Annotated in this window: 17 protein-coding genes; 2 read left to right on the top strand and 15 right to left on the bottom strand. The window is 38.1% G+C overall.

Annotation, left to right across the window (positions count from 1 at the left end; all coding sequences use genetic code 11):
* Nucleotides 1-965 precede the first annotated feature (965 nt).
* Complete coding sequence (metK, locus tag NSQ85_RS06340) at nt 966-2,159, bottom strand: methionine adenosyltransferase (protein WP_011681222.1); 1,194 nt, start codon at nt 2,157-2,159, stop codon at nt 966-968.
* A 280-nt stretch (nt 2,160-2,439) separates the two neighbouring features.
* Here metK and birA point away from each other — a divergent pair, with 280 nt between their 5' ends.
* A complete protein-coding gene (birA, locus tag NSQ85_RS06335) occupies nt 2,440-3,378 on the top strand; it encodes a bifunctional biotin--[acetyl-CoA-carboxylase] ligase/biotin operon repressor BirA (RefSeq protein ID WP_179973783.1) in 939 nt (312 codons plus the stop codon).
* Here birA and NSQ85_RS06330 read toward each other — a convergent pair.
* The 4 genes from NSQ85_RS06330 to miaA all read right to left on the bottom strand — a co-directional run bounded on the left by NSQ85_RS06330 (nt 3,365) and on the right by miaA (nt 6,785).
* Nucleotides 3,365-3,550, bottom strand: a complete 186-nt coding sequence (locus NSQ85_RS06330) for a DUF3272 family protein (RefSeq protein ID WP_084830678.1) — start codon at nt 3,548-3,550, stop codon at nt 3,365-3,367. The genes birA and NSQ85_RS06330 overlap by 14 nt on opposite strands.
* A gap of 138 nt (nt 3,551-3,688) precedes the next feature.
* Entirely contained in the window at nt 3,689-5,341 is a 1,653-nt protein-coding gene (dnaX, locus tag NSQ85_RS06325) for a DNA polymerase III subunit gamma/tau (protein ID WP_084830679.1), read from the bottom strand.
* Nucleotides 5,341-5,841, bottom strand: coding sequence for a GAF domain-containing protein (locus NSQ85_RS06320; RefSeq protein ID WP_171815269.1), 501 nt, complete (start codon nt 5,839-5,841; stop codon nt 5,341-5,343). Before NSQ85_RS06320 ends, dnaX begins: the two co-directional genes overlap by 1 nt.
* 44 nt (nt 5,842-5,885) lie before the next feature.
* Nucleotides 5,886-6,785 carry a tRNA (adenosine(37)-N6)-dimethylallyltransferase MiaA gene (gene miaA, locus NSQ85_RS06315; protein WP_179973784.1) on the bottom strand — a complete coding sequence of 300 codons (900 nt, stop codon included), beginning with the start codon at nt 6,783-6,785 and terminating at the stop codon, nt 5,886-5,888.
* A gap of 76 nt (nt 6,786-6,861) precedes the next feature.
* On the opposite strand from miaA, the gene NSQ85_RS06310 reads away from it, so the two are divergent.
* Entirely contained in the window at nt 6,862-7,038 is a 177-nt protein-coding gene (locus NSQ85_RS06310) for a DUF3042 family protein (RefSeq protein ID WP_014727550.1), read from the top strand.
* 987 nt (nt 7,039-8,025) lie between these two features.
* On the opposite strand, the gene NSQ85_RS06305 is transcribed toward NSQ85_RS06310, so the two are convergent.
* The 10 genes from NSQ85_RS06305 to NSQ85_RS06260 form a co-directional block, all read right to left on the bottom strand.
* Nucleotides 8,026-8,448 (bottom strand): hypothetical protein, encoded by a 423-nt coding sequence (locus tag NSQ85_RS06305; RefSeq protein ID WP_340781428.1) that lies wholly within the window; start codon nt 8,446-8,448, stop codon nt 8,026-8,028.
* Nucleotide 8,449: 1 nt separating this feature from the next.
* On the bottom strand, nt 8,450-8,872 hold the full coding sequence (acrIIA5, locus tag NSQ85_RS06300; protein ID WP_340781427.1) for an anti-CRISPR protein AcrIIA5: 423 nt from the start codon (nt 8,870-8,872) through the stop codon (nt 8,450-8,452).
* Between the two features lie 88 nt (nt 8,873-8,960).
* Nucleotides 8,961-9,233 carry a hypothetical protein gene (locus NSQ85_RS06295; protein ID WP_340781426.1) on the bottom strand — a complete coding sequence of 91 codons (273 nt, stop codon included), beginning with the start codon at nt 9,231-9,233 and terminating at the stop codon, nt 8,961-8,963.
* A 192-nt stretch (nt 9,234-9,425) separates the two neighbouring features.
* Nucleotides 9,426-9,632 (bottom strand): hypothetical protein, encoded by a 207-nt coding sequence (locus NSQ85_RS06290; protein WP_340781425.1) that lies wholly within the window; start codon nt 9,630-9,632, stop codon nt 9,426-9,428.
* Nucleotides 9,633-10,174: 542 nt separating this feature from the next.
* Nucleotides 10,175-11,020, bottom strand: coding sequence for a lytic exoenzyme target recognition domain-containing protein (locus tag NSQ85_RS06285; RefSeq protein WP_340781424.1), 846 nt, complete (start codon nt 11,018-11,020; stop codon nt 10,175-10,177).
* 1 nt (nt 11,021) lies between these two features.
* A complete protein-coding gene (locus NSQ85_RS06280; protein ID WP_340781423.1) occupies nt 11,022-11,264 on the bottom strand; it encodes a phage holin in 243 nt (80 codons plus the stop codon).
* Nucleotides 11,265-11,341: 77 nt separating this feature from the next.
* Nucleotides 11,342-11,566, bottom strand: a complete 225-nt coding sequence (locus tag NSQ85_RS06275) for a hypothetical protein (protein ID WP_340781422.1) — start codon at nt 11,564-11,566, stop codon at nt 11,342-11,344.
* 25 nt (nt 11,567-11,591) lie between these two features.
* Nucleotides 11,592-11,732: a hypothetical protein gene (locus NSQ85_RS06270; RefSeq protein WP_340781557.1), complete on the bottom strand. Its 141-nt coding sequence runs from the start codon at nt 11,730-11,732 to the stop codon at nt 11,592-11,594.
* 28 nt (nt 11,733-11,760) lie between these two features.
* Nucleotides 11,761-12,147 (bottom strand): DUF1366 domain-containing protein, encoded by a 387-nt coding sequence (locus NSQ85_RS06265; RefSeq protein ID WP_340781420.1) that lies wholly within the window; start codon nt 12,145-12,147, stop codon nt 11,761-11,763.
* A 14-nt stretch (nt 12,148-12,161) separates the two neighbouring features.
* Nucleotides 12,162-14,171 carry a DUF859 domain-containing protein gene (locus NSQ85_RS06260; protein WP_340781419.1) on the bottom strand — a complete coding sequence of 670 codons (2,010 nt, stop codon included), beginning with the start codon at nt 14,169-14,171 and terminating at the stop codon, nt 12,162-12,164.

The following is a 14,171-nucleotide window of genomic DNA, read 5'->3' as shown; positions in this document are numbered from 1 at the left end:
CTTGTATTTATTTTCTCTTGAAAACACTTTAGTAATCTGATTAAATCCTCAATCTCCCCTGAACTTTCATGTTCATAATTGAGGTATTCCGAAAGATAGATGATTTGATCATAATCATGAAATTCAAAAACATCTTCTAGCTGATCATTTTCATAATATTTGGTATAAACTGTTAATTTTATTTTTACGAGAGCACTTTACACCTGTATGACCAAAAATAAAAACCGCTTGATTAAGAAGCGTTTTCAAAACGAAATCGCTTCTTAATCAAGCAGTATTACCAACTATCAGTATGTTCATAAACTTCTACCCACATTTAAAAGTGTCCCCTTAACTACACTTTTTACCCATTATAATCATTAGACCTCGGTATTTTCCTATAACATTAGGACTACAATGTAATATCTTTCTTGAGCAAGCTCTGTAGAAACCAAATCTCTCTCCCCAATGAGAAAAGACACAACCTCCACCAGACTCCTAGCTCTGTAGGTATAAACATTTTAGAAAAATAAGGAAGAACATGATTAATCTAAGCAAACATTAACTAAAATTAATATTATTAAAAATAAATTGAATTGACTAACTAAATATCCTGTTTTGTTGATTAGTTTCCCCAAAAAATCACAAACTCACCAAAGTGTTTTAGATTATCTAACACCTGTAAAACTATATATAGGTGTTTCTCTTACTCTATCAATCTAAAATAACTCTAGTTTTATATTTACATCGTCACTTTTATTATAACAATTTATTCTTATTTTTCAAATGATTTCAGTGTTTTTCAGCTAAGAAAATTATTAATGGTTAGTGTCCTTAAGCCTATCATTTTAAACATCTAAAAGTTTCAGTAAAGTCTTAAATCAGAAAATTCATATTATTTATAATGGAAACAAAAAAACAGAATTCAAAAATTTAAATTCTGTTAGATTTAAAATTATTAAATTTCATATAATATTAGATATATTTTAAGCTTCTACAGCTGCTTTTAGTGCATCTACCTTGTCCAATTTTTCCCATGGAAGATCAACATCTGTACGTCCCATGTGACCGTATGCCGCTGTTTGACGGTAGATAGGACGTTTTAGATCAAGCATTTGAATGATACCAGCTGGACGCAAGTCAAAGAGATCACGGACAGCAGATTCAAGTTTTCTCTCAGCAACTGTTGCCGTTCCGAAGGTATCAACACGGACAGATACTGGGTTAGCAACACCAATAGCATAAGCCAATTGTACTTCTGCTTTCTTAGCAAGACCAGCAGCTACAATGTTTTTGGCAATATAACGAGCGGCATACGAAGCTGATCGATCGACCTTAGTTGCATCCTTACCAGAGAAGGCACCACCACCGTGTCTTGAGTAACCACCATAAGTATCAACAATAATCTTACGACCAGTCAAACCAGAATCCCCTTGGGGACCACCGATTACAAAACGACCTGTTGGATTGATGAAGAACTTGGTATCTTCATCCAAGTATTCTGCAGGAATAACTGCCTTAATGACTTTTTCAATGACATCCTGACGAATTTGGTCGTTAGTCGCTTCAGGATCATGTTGTGTTGAAATAACAACTGTATCGACACGGACAGGTTGATCATTTTCATCATACTCAACGGTAACCTGAGATTTAGCATCTGGACGAAGGTAGGAAATCTCACCAGATTTACGCAAATCTGCCAATTTTTTTACTAATTTATGTGAAAGACTAACTGGAAGCGGCATAAATTCTGGAGTTTCATCAATAGCGAAACCAAACATAAGACCCTGGTCACCTGCTCCGATAAGATCAAGTGAATCTTGGTCACCAGTTCCACGAACTTCAAGTGATTCATTAACACCTTGAGCAATATCTGGAGATTGTTCGATCAATGATGGGTGAACCCCAACAGATTCTGCTGCAAAGCCGTATTCTGCATTATTATAACCAATTTCAGCGATAGTATCACGAACCACACGGTTAATGTCCACATAAGCTGTTGTAGAAACCTCACCAAAAATATGGACAGAACCAGTGTAAACAGCTGTTTCTGCTGCTACATGGGCGTCTGGATCTTCTGCTAAAATCGCATCGAGAATGGCATCTGAAATTTGGTCTGCAATTTTATCTGGATGTCCCTCAGATACTGATTCAGACGTGAAAAGTTTACGTTCTGACATATAAAATGTCCCCCTTTTAATATGAAAAATAGTATTAGATAGCACGGAGATTTAACCGCCTCCTAATAGATAAAACGCTATACTCCACAAAGAGCTCAGCGCCGTTAAAAAGTTACAAAGAACCAGCAACCATGCTAGGATGACTGCTGCCTTATCGGGACTTAATAACTAAATTTCATTATATCACTTTTTTCTTGTCTAGTCACATAGTTATTAATTATCAAATCTTATCAATATTTTATGTCGAGCAATTTACTGGTTTTTGTATTATACTTAGATTATGAAAACTTATGAACGTGTTTATGAAATATTAGCAAAGAGTCCTGATTTTGTTACTGGAGAAAGCCTCGCCAAAGAGCTTGGTATCTCACGAACAGCCATTTGGAAAGCCATTCAGTCACTTCAGAATCAAGGTGTTGTTATTACAAGTATCCGAAAAAAAGGCTACCATTTAGAAAAGGGGGATATTCTTCTTTCTCAAGAGATTTCTAAGCAACTCAACTTTCCTGTCTACTTTAATCCCGACTCCACCTCTACACAACTTGATGCTAAACATGGTATGGAAAGACAATATCCTGCTCCTAGCCTTTATCTTGCGTCTAATCAAAGATCAGCTAAGGGACGCTTTGAACGTCACTTTCATACAAGTCCTCACGGTGGTATCTATATGAGTATTCACCTTAAGCCAAACTGTCACTTTAGTGAGTTACCACCTTATACCATGATGGTGGCTGCTTCCATTGTCAAAGCCATTCAGCGCCTTACAGGCATAGATACAGACATCAAATGGGTCAACGATATCTATCTGAACAACAAAAAAATAGCTGGTATTCTTACCGAAGCCATCAGTTCTATCGAATCTGGATATATCACAGATGTCATTATCGGTGTAGGACTTAATTTTTCAATTAGCGATTTTCCTAAAGAAATAGCTACTAAAGCAACTAGCCTTTTTCAAAATGAGCAACCCACAATCACTCGGAATCAGCTCATTTCAGAAATTTGGAAGCTCTTTTTAACCATTCCTACTACTGATTTGGTCAAAGTGTATAAAGAAAAGTCCCTTGTTTTAGACAAACAAGTGACTTTTGAGCAAGCTGGAAAGGCTTACAGTGGTATTGCTAAAGAAATTGGAGATAAGGGGCAACTCCTCGTTCTCACTGATGACGGTCAGGAAAAATGGCTGAGCGCTGGTGAAGTCAGCCTTACCTCTTGGTAGACTTATCGGCTGCACTCGCAATTCGAGAAATAATATAAGTGGTCCAAAGACGACGTAAGAGTAAGTAACCAAAAAAGGCTGTAAAAAAGTAATAGCCTTGCTGTAAACTGTAATTAAAACAAACCGTTTCAAAAATAGTTTCCACTGTAATAAACAAAATTTGTTGAATCATAAGATTATTATAGCAATAGTTAGAGCCTAGGACAAGCAGTCTAGGCTCTTTTAGAGGATAGAAAGATTATCCTTTAAGATAGATAAACACACTCACAAGAGGACCTCCTCGGTTTTGCATTTCTTCGCTCGGACCTTTTTAGTCCTCTATTTCTACTACATCAGATAGGAACTCGAGTTCTTGAGGGATGTACTCTTCACGATCCTCTTTTTCCAGCTCTTCTTTAGATTTGAGGCTTCGTGCAAATTCTGTTCGGAGTTTTTCAAACTCTGCTTTCGGAACAGCCATAATATTAGGTGAAAAACCAGCAGCTGAACTCATGATGTTGCCAAACATATCATTGAGATCACTTCGTTTCATGACCAGTTCAGCATTAAAAGCAGCGTTAAAAGCTAGAATAGCATTTTCTTGATTGGCTAACACAGGTTCTGATCCGTTCAAAAGCGCTCTATTTTGAGGGCTGATAGAATCCAAAATCTCAGGCCAGGTTGCTTTTAGAGCATCCAGACACTGGCGTGATTTTTGGGGATTCTCCATAGTTTCTCGCATAATAGTAAGGATTTTCTCACGATCCACCTTATGCTGATAAGAAGCTCTGGATTTTCGAGTAGGTGCTACTTTTCCTTGAGCTGGTCCCTCTTTAAGAGCTTTATGTAGACTATCTACCTCACGACGAAGACTGTCAAGTTCTTCTTGCAAATTAGCCGGGATGTCTTGTCTTACTTGAGAACTTGTCTCAGTTAGTTTAATCGTCAACATCTCAGCATAGATTTTAGGATGTGTCCCAGTTTTAATCTCGGGCAGAGCACTTGTTACCAAGTCAATCAATTGGAAAAGTCGGTCTTGTTCCAAAGATAAGTTTTCTTCAAAAAGGGGACTATGGTGACTATTTTCACCACCCGCTTTTACTATCAAAAGATCACGGAAATACTCCAAAAGGTCAGTCGCAAACCGACTCATAGACTTCCCATTGTCAAAGAGTGTTTCAAGCTTTGATAAGGCTTTTGTGGTATCCTGATTGCGAACACTAGCTACAAAACTATCCAAGGCAGTAAGACCAATAGAGCCTGTGATTTCTTCGACAATGGATTGACTGACATTGTTGTCAGCAGAAAGACTCAGTGCTTGGTCTAAAATTGACAAGGCATCACGCATACCACCTTCTGCACGACGTGAAATAATGGTTAAGGCTTCATCATCAAAAGTCAATCCTTCTTTTTCGAGAATTGAAGCTAAATGCTCTTTAATAGCCCCCTGCTTAATCGATTTAAATTCAAAACGTTGAACACGAGATAAGATAGTTGCTGGGATTTTATGTAACTCTGTAGTCGCGAGGATAAAAACAACATTTTCAGTTGGTTCTTCCAAAGTCTTCAAGAGAGCATTGAAGGCACCTGTAGACAGCATGTGCACCTCGTCAATAATATAGACCTTGTATGTGGCACGACTTGGTGCATAGGTTGATTTATCACGGATTTCACGAATCTCATCAACACCGTTATTGGAAGCCGCATCGATCTCAATTACATCTTCAAGACTGCCGTTAGTAATATCACGACAGATATCACAGTGGTTACATGGCTCACCATCGACCTGATTAGGACAATTCATTGCTTTGGCAAAAATTTTTGCTGCACTGGTCTTACCAGTACCACGTGGGCCAGAAAAGAGATAGGCATGGCTGATTTTGCCTGACTCTACCGCCTGTCTTAGCGTGGTTGAAATCACTTTTTGACCAACCATTTCGCCAAAGGTTTGACTACGGTATTTTCGGTATAGGGCTTGGTACATTAGTTTACCTCAAACATTCCAAATGTAAAATCAGTTTTCTCAAGTAATATTTTGACAAATGTTTCCAGATAATCTTGATCCACCTGGTTATAGTCTCCTACTTGGTGAGAATCCAAATCAAGAACACCAACTAATTTACCACCCTTTTCCATAGGGACAACAATTTCACTCCGAGCAGCAGAATCACAGGCAATATAGTTGGCATGTTTAGTAACATCTTGGACAATCAAGGTTCTATTTTCTGCAGCAGATTGGCCACAAACACCTTTACCTAAGGCAATTCGAACACAAGAGACATTACCTTGAAAAGGACCAAGGATTAGCTCATTTTTGATATTATCCATCAGATAGAAACCTGTAAACACAGAGTTTGGCAAAGTTGTATTTAAAAGAGCTGAGGCATTCGCAAAATTAGCCAATGCGTTGTTTTCATTAGCAAATAGCACCTTAGCCTGAGCAAGCATTAATTCATAAGCTAATTTTTTTTCTTCGTTAGTCATAACTACCATTATAGCAAAGATAGGTCCTGGATACTAAGATCGACCTACTTTTCTCCTTCCTCTTCATTAAAAAATATAGCAAGATCTTGTATAACATTTTCAGGATATTCTGGACTAGAAATTTGATAGAACCTTACCGTCATCCGATTTCTAAACCAGGTTAATTGACGTTTAGCAAATCGACGGGTATTTTGCTTGAGTTTTTCTAAGGCATCATCTAAAGTTTGTTCCCCAGAAAAATAAGGAAATAATTCCTTGTAGCCAATTCCACGAGCCGACTGGGCCTCCGGAAAATTATCGTAAAGCCACTTAGCTTCTTCTAAGAGCCCAAGTTCAACCATCTTGTCAACTCGTGTATTAATACGGTCATAAATCAGGGAACGCTCGTCATCCAAGCCAATTATAAAGGGTTCATAACAGGTCTCAGTATTTTCAAGATTGTCCGAAAAACGATAAAGCTCAAGTGCTCTAATGGCGCGACGACGATTTATCTCTTTGATCTCTATACCTAAGCTATCAATCTTTTCGAAAAGCTGCTGATCAGACAATTGCTCTAGTTCTGAACGGCAGGCTAAAACCTGATTTTGGTCAACTTGCCCCCCTAGATGATAACCTTCTAAAAGGCTCTGTAAATAAAGACCTGTTCCCCCTACAATGATAGGCAACTTGCCACGACTAACAATATCAGTGATGGCAGCCTGCGCCTCTGTCACAAAATCATAGGCTGAATAGGACTCATCTACATCACGGACATCGATTAAATGATGTACAGCTGCTGCTTGTTCTTCAGGAGTGGCCTTTGCAGTTCCTATATTCAGTTGTCGATAAACCTGCTGGCTATCTCCCGAGATTATCTCTCCATTAAAACGCTCAGCCAATTCAATTCCAAGCGCCGTTTTTCCCACAGCAGTAGGTCCAGCTACTACAATAAGTTTGTTTTTCATAATGTTTTTTACTTGCAATTCTAGATATTTTTTTAGATAATGTAAGCATATTATAACATATACGGAGGATAGTCTCATGGCTAAAAAACATTCATTTGCTAAAGGTGTCGCTACTGGCATTCTCGGAACTGCTGCTACTGTAGCAGGAGCTGTTTTCGCAGTTAAGAAAACAATCATCGAACCAGAAAAAAAGAAATTGGCTTTCATCGAAGAAAACCGTAAAAAAGCAGCTCGCCGTCGTGTAAGCCGCTAAAAGTTATGGCCAGGGAAACCTGGTTTTTTTCTGCATTTTTTTCCTTTCAGCTATGACTAAGAAAGGAGCCAAACATGAAAAGAAAATGAAAAGAAAAAAATATAATAAAAAAGTTATTATTATGACCTTTGTTTTGATGACTATATTCTCTTTCTTAACTATTTTATCAAAACATTCCAAAGAACCTGTAAAACCAGAAACAAAAACACATCACTCATCATCTTTCCAATCATCTAAGAATGCTCATCTCATAAGAAAACTACCACCAACTCTTCGACAGCTACCTCGACGGATGATAAAACAAGGAATTCTAAAGAGAAGGATAAGGATCAAGCATCTTCTCCTTCTCAACAATCAAGTCAGAAGCAAAATGGCAATACGCCTCCTCATCAAGAAGGCTCTCAAGAAGAACCAAATCCCTTTGAAGGGGGACGAGGTTGGGGCGATCCAGAAGATGGTTCATATGTCACTAACAGCGATGGAGAACGTGTTCAATATAGCTCATTCAATGAAATCAATGAGTGGAGCACTAATGCTGATAACAGTACTTATGAGTATCCACAATCTTCATCAAGCGCTAACTCAAGTTTAATTGTAAATTAAATCAAAAAATTACTCAGGATCATCAAGTATTCAGGAGATAACCCCGATTAGAAACTAAATCTAACTGGGGTTTTTTAGTCTTGAATATACAATATAAGTGCACAATTCAAGGTATTAGAAAACACCTATCTCGTAATAGGTGTCAAACAACTTTAAATAAAAATTGAGGCAGATTTGGGGCAAAGTAGCTTAAAACCGCATAGTTAAGGGATTAAAAATGTCCTCTGCCAACGAAAATATATAAAATTTGATAATAAATGAAGCTGTAAAGACTTAATTTTACTAAGTTTATACAGTTTTTATTTTTATTTGTTTTCGTAGATTTTTGAAAAAGGTGGACAGAATTGTTGACACTGCCATACTAATAGATGTACAAATGAACGGTTAAAAGATTTCGTTGTCCTTTTTCATTTCAGCCAAGACAGAAGCTGTTAGGGTCTTCTCTGCGAGATCTCCTTCTTCAATCTCTTCAGAAGTGTAGTAGTAGTCGATAATAGGACACTTTTCCAAGGCTTCGTTATAATCACCACGGACAACATAGATATACTCATCTACCAAGCCTTCTGCAATATCTTCTTCCAACTCTTCTATCAAGTCGGAATAATCATAAGAGAAGGTATATTTGCCCGAATCTATCCATTTCTGGACTTTAATAATTGTTTCGAGCGTTAGATTCTCTATTTTTCGCTCGCTGTTTCTGATCCTAGTAATTGCTGAACGACTAATTCCTATCTCTCTTTCTAAATAATTTGCTGGTATAGCTTTGTTCATTAAAACTAATTCAACTCGTGCAGTGTTTATTATCATTTTAGATTACATCCTTCTTTGTCTTAAATCCTTTGTAATAGCATTTGATGTCATGTTCCAATTTAGTAGCATTAATGAATCTGTACTTATCTAAATCAAGAGTATCAATCTTCTCAATGATTTTATCAAGTTTGTTCTCAATGATATCAATGAAGTTCAATTTACTAGCTTTAACATTAACGATTAAGCGACCATTCTCTAGGTCATGATATTTATTGTCTGCCGAATGATTTGATAAGCGAATTTCGTATTTCCCAAAATCCTTGTATGCACTATCCTTCATGCTAGATAGATACCAACCATCAAGGTTTTCAAATTCTTGTTCTAATTTCTCCATTTCTTGTGCATATTCCCTACGCTTTGTGTCACTTATGTTGAAACTTCTTTTTCTGTATCGATTGTATCTGCTTTTTCCGTATGCCATTTTTACTTCCTTCTTTCTTTTTTTAATTAAGCTACTTCCCAAACTTTTTCAGCAATAAAGTAAGTACCGATATTAGAACCATCAGCCACTACTTCGATTCCATAGTAAGCACCGCTTTGTGCATAACTTCGTTAAATTTCACTTCCTTAGCGAAATTTAAAACTTGAATCATTGAGTATTTACCAGCTTTACGCATTTTAGATTCTACTGCTTGAAATTTAGCTAAGCTAGCGTTTCCGCCTTTTGCAGCAGCCCAAGCCATTTTCATAGCTTCTGCGATGTATTCGATAGCTTTGCCGCCGAACTTCTTAACTGCTTCTTTAGCGATTTTCCATGCTTTTTTCATAATTTCTTTTTTCATTTTGTTTACCTCTCTCTTTATCTTATGTATACATTATATCGCACACGTTGACATACGTCAACACTTTTGATAAAGAAATTTAGATTTTTTTGCAAAATAAAAAAAGAGAGCGATTGCCCTCTTTTTCCTAAAATATAAGCGCTCAAATCAATATCAACAATAATATAGATAAAATCCAAATAACAAATCCAATCATTTCTCTAATTCTCCACTATAATTATCGTATGGTTTGCGATGTTTTATATACCAATCAATCAGTTCCATATAATCTATCATATCTGGATGCTTCTCACTTCTCAACTCAAGGATAATTCTTTGAAGTTTATTCATATACTCATCCTGTTCACGTTTCGCAATGACCTTCTTATCAATCAAACCGCTATGCCAAAACTTCTTCATTTAAGTCCACCAATTCTATATCATTTTGTCAGAGGGTTATCATATCCCCTTTTTTTATTAAAAAATTGGCAGCATATGCCACCAAGCTGCATGAAATAAAAACAAAAACATCGACTAAAATCCGAGGTGTACAGTTCGAGAATTTAATCGAAACGATGCCAAGTATTATACTTACTATAATAGCACTTATCTATTAGAATGGCAAATAAAAAAGCCCTGCGTCAGAGCGTATCTGTCCATGTGGATGCAGGGGGTTTGTCGTTTCATATATTATAACACAAAAAAACAAAAGGGGGTCTTAACCCCCAACAAAATGTTCCCTTTTTCAAGGGATCTGAACTTAATCAGTCTATTACCTTTTGCGCTAGATAAAACTTTATCTAGGTTATCCAATTACATTTTATAAAATTATCATTTATAAGTCAAACAAAAAAAGCCCCAGCAAAATGCTGAGGCTTTGACCACTACTGCCATGGTATCCCTATTGCAGTGTGAGGGGAGGTGATATACTCCTTTTCAATTTTTTTTTTAGTTTTCGTGGTCTATTTATAATAGTTTACCAAATCGTCCTTGTTCCAACAAGAGAGCCATACTGGACCAAACTGACCAAACTCGAACAAACGCCAGTAGTAGCCACCGTAGTAGCCACCATTTCCGGTATCTGTGATGTTGACTTCATCGCCAGAGAAACTAAAGTACATTCCAGCTTTAAAATCTTGGTCAGCACCGTCTGTGAGGTCGTTGCCGTCAGCATCTACCCAGTTCACCATTGCTACAGGGATCCCATTCTGGAGCCAATCAAATCCGATTGGGGTTAAGTAATCACATCTAATCTGCCAAATGCCATTAACATATTTGACTTCATTGGCTTCGTAGTAAGCTTTCTCTTGCGGTGCTACTGCTGTATTGGCTTGGTTATTCGTTTGTGGTGCTGAGTCAGAATAACGCCAAACTTCGATATATGAAGGCTTGTTAGCTGCATAGTAGTCATTCCATGGATACGTATTGATAGCTTGGCCTACTGCTCCTTGAGTTGAATAGTCACAACTAATGAAGTTTACACTATCCATCATGACACCAACGTGTCCCCCAGCACCACCAGATGTGGACATATCAGCACCCCATGACATCAAGATGATATCTCCTGTCAAGGCATCCCAATCCTGATTAATACTTACACGATAGAAACCGTTATTTGCTAGTTGTTGACCTAGTGTTACTGTTGATGGTAGACCTTGAATACCAATACCAGCTTCTTTTAAGGCTTGAGAAATCGAACCAGAGCAGTCAGCTGTACCGTCCGAGCCATTCCGTGACCCATACATTGAGTAAGTCAATAGTTTGCGATGGCTAACAAACCAATTTACAATAGATTGTGGGACACTCATACTATTTTCCTTCCTTATCGTCTAGTGGTTCGTCATAGTTCAATGCTCGTTCGCTGTCTGCGATCCCCTTAGTGGTAGGGTCGGTAACGATTCCGAGAATAACCAAAATTCCCACAAAGGTATTTACTCCCTCTTGAATGTTGGTCGGAATGTGAAGCCCGAATTGTTGCAGCATCAAGAACACTGCTGAAATGAGAGCTACTAATGTAGCTTTGTTTTGTAATCGTAATTTTAAATTAATCATTTATTGTTCATCCTCTCAAGTTTCGATCTACTAATTTTTTAACTTCTTCGATATTTCCTTTTAGCTCTCCAATGTTTTCATTTCTCAACCTCGCTTTCCAAGCGTGCGATGCGTTCATCAACATACTTGTTGTGTTCTTCCAACTTAAAAGTTCGTTCGATGACGCTGTTGTGTTTGTCAACCTGTTTTTTAAGTTCATTGATTTGATAATTGGTTAGTTTAGTGCTTGTGACAATCCCGCCAAACGTGCCGACCAAACTTGCAATTAACGAGAATACTCCTGTTAAAAATTCAACATGCATAATCTCCTCTACTTTCCTAAGCTGATTATTCAGCGGGTTCTTTATCTTTTTGCAAGCCTGCATGAGACAAGTCTACAAGCTCTTGCACTTGTTTACGGAAACGTTTTGGCACGGTCTCAATAGTAATCCAGCCTAATTCAATTTGCATTGCGAAATAATTAATCATCATTGTTCTTCCTCCTAAAATTGTGTTTTTAATTTTGTGTGTTAGTTTCATTTGCTGTTTTTTCCTCATCAGCATACGTTTGATTGATTAAGCCATTTAGCGTAGCTGTTGCTAGCTTTGTCATCTTTTCCGAGTCATCGATGGCTTTCTGCATTTTCTCAATCATTTCATCATATTTAGCGATTTTATCGTCAAGTTCTTTAAACTTCTCTGTTTCAGCACGTTGTGGGAAATTCTCTTGATAGATTACTTCTAGTGCTGCATTTAATAGCTCGGTGTTTGATAAGTCGATTTTCTCGACTGGCAAAAAGACGGGTATGTAAGCGCCATCTCGGTTTCTCAAAACTACTTTTGTGGCGGAAGCTGCACCGCTTGCATCGTATTCTTTCGACTTAGATTCGTATTCAAATTTCATGAATTTCCTTCTTTCTATAGCATAATTGTTAGTTGACCTCGATAATCCCAATTTTTTAATGTTGCTACAGCGACAATATTACTGCTCCCTTCATTGATTTGTGCGTGAGAGTCGTGGTCAGCAAGTTTATACCAAGCTTTAATTGTGAACATATAATCTTGGGGTGCTTTAAAAATATCTGTTGGTAAGGAAGCTATTTCAATATCTTCACCATTACCAGTAAACTCGTATCTAAGCGTCAAGACATCTCCAACACGCTTATAGAAACTACCTTTAAATCCTGCATATTGCCAACCAGTGTTAATGAGGTTAGTATTATCATTCCTAGCAAATTCTTTCCACGGTTCCCAATCATCAACTATTTTTGACCATCGGTGATGCCTGAAAAATAACCTGCCATCGTTCGACCAAAAAATCTGAATAGCATCTTTATACATGCTACCTTTTCCATAGCTGCTGTGATGGAATAAATGCCCCCACTGACCACTTGGGTTTCCCTGGGCGGCAGAAAAGAGGTGATATTGACCAGGGTCTTCGATAGTGTTTGCGTTGATCGCCATTTTAGGAGACCCATCGTTATTTGTCAGCTGATATTGTTGGATAGGGCTGTTATTCGCATAAATATCACCATTAACGTCAAGCGCCCCCCATTCCCTAAATTTACCAACTCCAATCCCTAATTGGTCATAAGTTAGGACCACCTTGTCGTTCGGGACTGTTCCCTGAAACTCTGTGCTTGTAAAGCTGTCTTCTAGTTTTCCTTTAACAATATAAGAAGTGTCAGCAGGGTATGAATTTCCTAAATTCGCATCGGATGCATTAAGTTCAGAAATGCTTGACCACTCACCGCCTGCCTGCCCGTTGTCAACAACAAAGTTATCCCAGCCAACTTTCGCAGTTGAAAAAGTAAGTTTCATGACATTTCTCTGAATACCATTAACGCTTAGAGGTGCTATTTTAGCGTATCTCTTAATCGTTAGCGTGTCCGCCCTAGACCCACTTCTAGTCACCTCAAAGCTTAAAATTGGGCTGAAGTAGAATAGAAAAGTTATCTTTGTCTCTACCCAATCAGACCAAACCCCACGACTGTCTTTGACCCTTCCTCTTAAGGTCATTTCAGTGTCTTTGTTAACAGACACCTCACGAAACACCCCGCCATTCTCAGTAACAGAGTTGTTAGCACCAACGATTTCAGCATAGTACCCAGTAATCGAAGCCCCATGTTGAGCTTGCGCTCCGTTAAATGTCACCTTTACGAGCGACATGATGGAAACAAAATGCGTTTTTTCTGGAATTACCCTTTGAGTAGCTGTGTTGGCATCTTCTAAAGTAAACCCTTTGAAATATGGTTTTAGGAGGTTCGTGTCAATACTTGCCGTTAGGACGGTCGACTGTGTTTGAATGAACTTACCGTTAATATAGGTATCAACGTATATAGTACCCCAACCACTAGTTGAGTTTGGGATGTCGTCCGCAAAATCTTCTGGGATTGTCCATTTATACGACGTTCCAACATTGTCGGCAATTTTACCTTGTTTGTTGTACCAAGAATAGCGTAGTGTATGTGTAGCGCCATCTATTTTTCTATCAATAGAAATGTCTACTTGTTTTCCGATAACCCCATCTGAGACACTTACCGTGCTCCCTCTTGGAATTGTCGTCAGTGTTATGGTTTGGCTTCCTATGTCTAGGTTTCCGGGACTGTATCCCCCCGAGCCGTTGAAATGAGCACGTACCACGAAAACACCAGTACCGTCATCGGCATGTTGAACGGTAATTGTGCGGTCAATTAGTTGTATCTCTGAATTGTTGGAAAGCATTGAGGGGCTTCCTGAATATTCAAGCCGTTGACCAAACCCATCGACATAGCCATAACATTGATAACCTGCGAACGTCCACCACTGATTAAGCAATGCCAAACGAATACGAACATCGCTCGTATTATTTTGAACATTCTGCCCAACTTGGTCAATCCATAGCCTGATGCGATACCCACGGTCATTGTTTGACCAAAATTCAACCAT

The sequence above is a fragment of the Streptococcus sp. FSL L8-0526 genome, from assembly GCF_038007145.1.
Classification (GTDB): Bacteria; Bacillota; Bacilli; order Lactobacillales; family Streptococcaceae; genus Streptococcus; species Streptococcus thermophilus.
The sequence above is the reverse complement of the archived record's forward strand: the minus strand, read 5'-3'. Positions and strand labels throughout refer to the sequence as shown.

What these genes read in the sequence shown, in the direction of transcription:
- metK (WP_011681222.1), bottom strand. Translation starts at nt 2,159, where the DNA reads ATGTCAGAACGTAAACTTTTCACGTCTGAATCAGTATCTGAGGGACAT.
- birA (WP_179973783.1), top strand. Translation starts at nt 2,440, where the DNA reads ATGAAAACTTATGAACGTGTTTATGAAATATTAGCAAAGAGTCCTGAT.
- NSQ85_RS06330 (WP_084830678.1), bottom strand. Translation starts at nt 3,550, where the DNA reads ATGATTCAACAAATTTTGTTTATTACAGTGGAAACTATTTTTGAAACG.
- dnaX (WP_084830679.1), bottom strand. Translation starts at nt 5,341, where the DNA reads ATGTACCAAGCCCTATACCGAAAATACCGTAGTCAAACCTTTGGCGAA.
- NSQ85_RS06320 (WP_171815269.1), bottom strand. Translation starts at nt 5,841, where the DNA reads ATGACTAACGAAGAAAAAAAATTAGCTTATGAATTAATGCTTGCTCAG.
- miaA (WP_179973784.1), bottom strand. Translation starts at nt 6,785, where the DNA reads ATGAAAAACAAACTTATTGTAGTAGCTGGACCTACTGCTGTGGGAAAA.
- NSQ85_RS06310 (WP_014727550.1), top strand. Translation starts at nt 6,862, where the DNA reads ATGGCTAAAAAACATTCATTTGCTAAAGGTGTCGCTACTGGCATTCTC.
- NSQ85_RS06305 (WP_340781428.1), bottom strand. Translation starts at nt 8,448, where the DNA reads ATGATAATAAACACTGCACGAGTTGAATTAGTTTTAATGAACAAAGCT.
- acrIIA5 (WP_340781427.1), bottom strand. Translation starts at nt 8,872, where the DNA reads ATGGCATACGGAAAAAGCAGATACAATCGATACAGAAAAAGAAGTTTC.
- NSQ85_RS06295 (WP_340781426.1), bottom strand. Translation starts at nt 9,233, where the DNA reads ATGAAAAAAGAAATTATGAAAAAAGCATGGAAAATCGCTAAAGAAGCA.
- NSQ85_RS06290 (WP_340781425.1), bottom strand. Translation starts at nt 9,632, where the DNA reads ATGAAGAAGTTTTGGCATAGCGGTTTGATTGATAAGAAGGTCATTGCG.
- NSQ85_RS06285 (WP_340781424.1), bottom strand. Translation starts at nt 11,020, where the DNA reads ATGAGTGTCCCACAATCTATTGTAAATTGGTTTGTTAGCCATCGCAAA.
- NSQ85_RS06280 (WP_340781423.1), bottom strand. Translation starts at nt 11,264, where the DNA reads ATGATTAATTTAAAATTACGATTACAAAACAAAGCTACATTAGTAGCT.
- NSQ85_RS06275 (WP_340781422.1), bottom strand. Translation starts at nt 11,566, where the DNA reads ATGCATGTTGAATTTTTAACAGGAGTATTCTCGTTAATTGCAAGTTTG.
- NSQ85_RS06270 (WP_340781557.1), bottom strand. Translation starts at nt 11,732, where the DNA reads ATGATTAATTATTTCGCAATGCAAATTGAATTAGGCTGGATTACTATT.
- NSQ85_RS06265 (WP_340781420.1), bottom strand. Translation starts at nt 12,147, where the DNA reads ATGAAATTTGAATACGAATCTAAGTCGAAAGAATACGATGCAAGCGGT.
- NSQ85_RS06260 (WP_340781419.1), bottom strand. Translation starts at nt 14,171, where the DNA reads ATGGTTGAATTTTGGTCAAACAATGACCGTGGGTATCGCATCAGGCTA.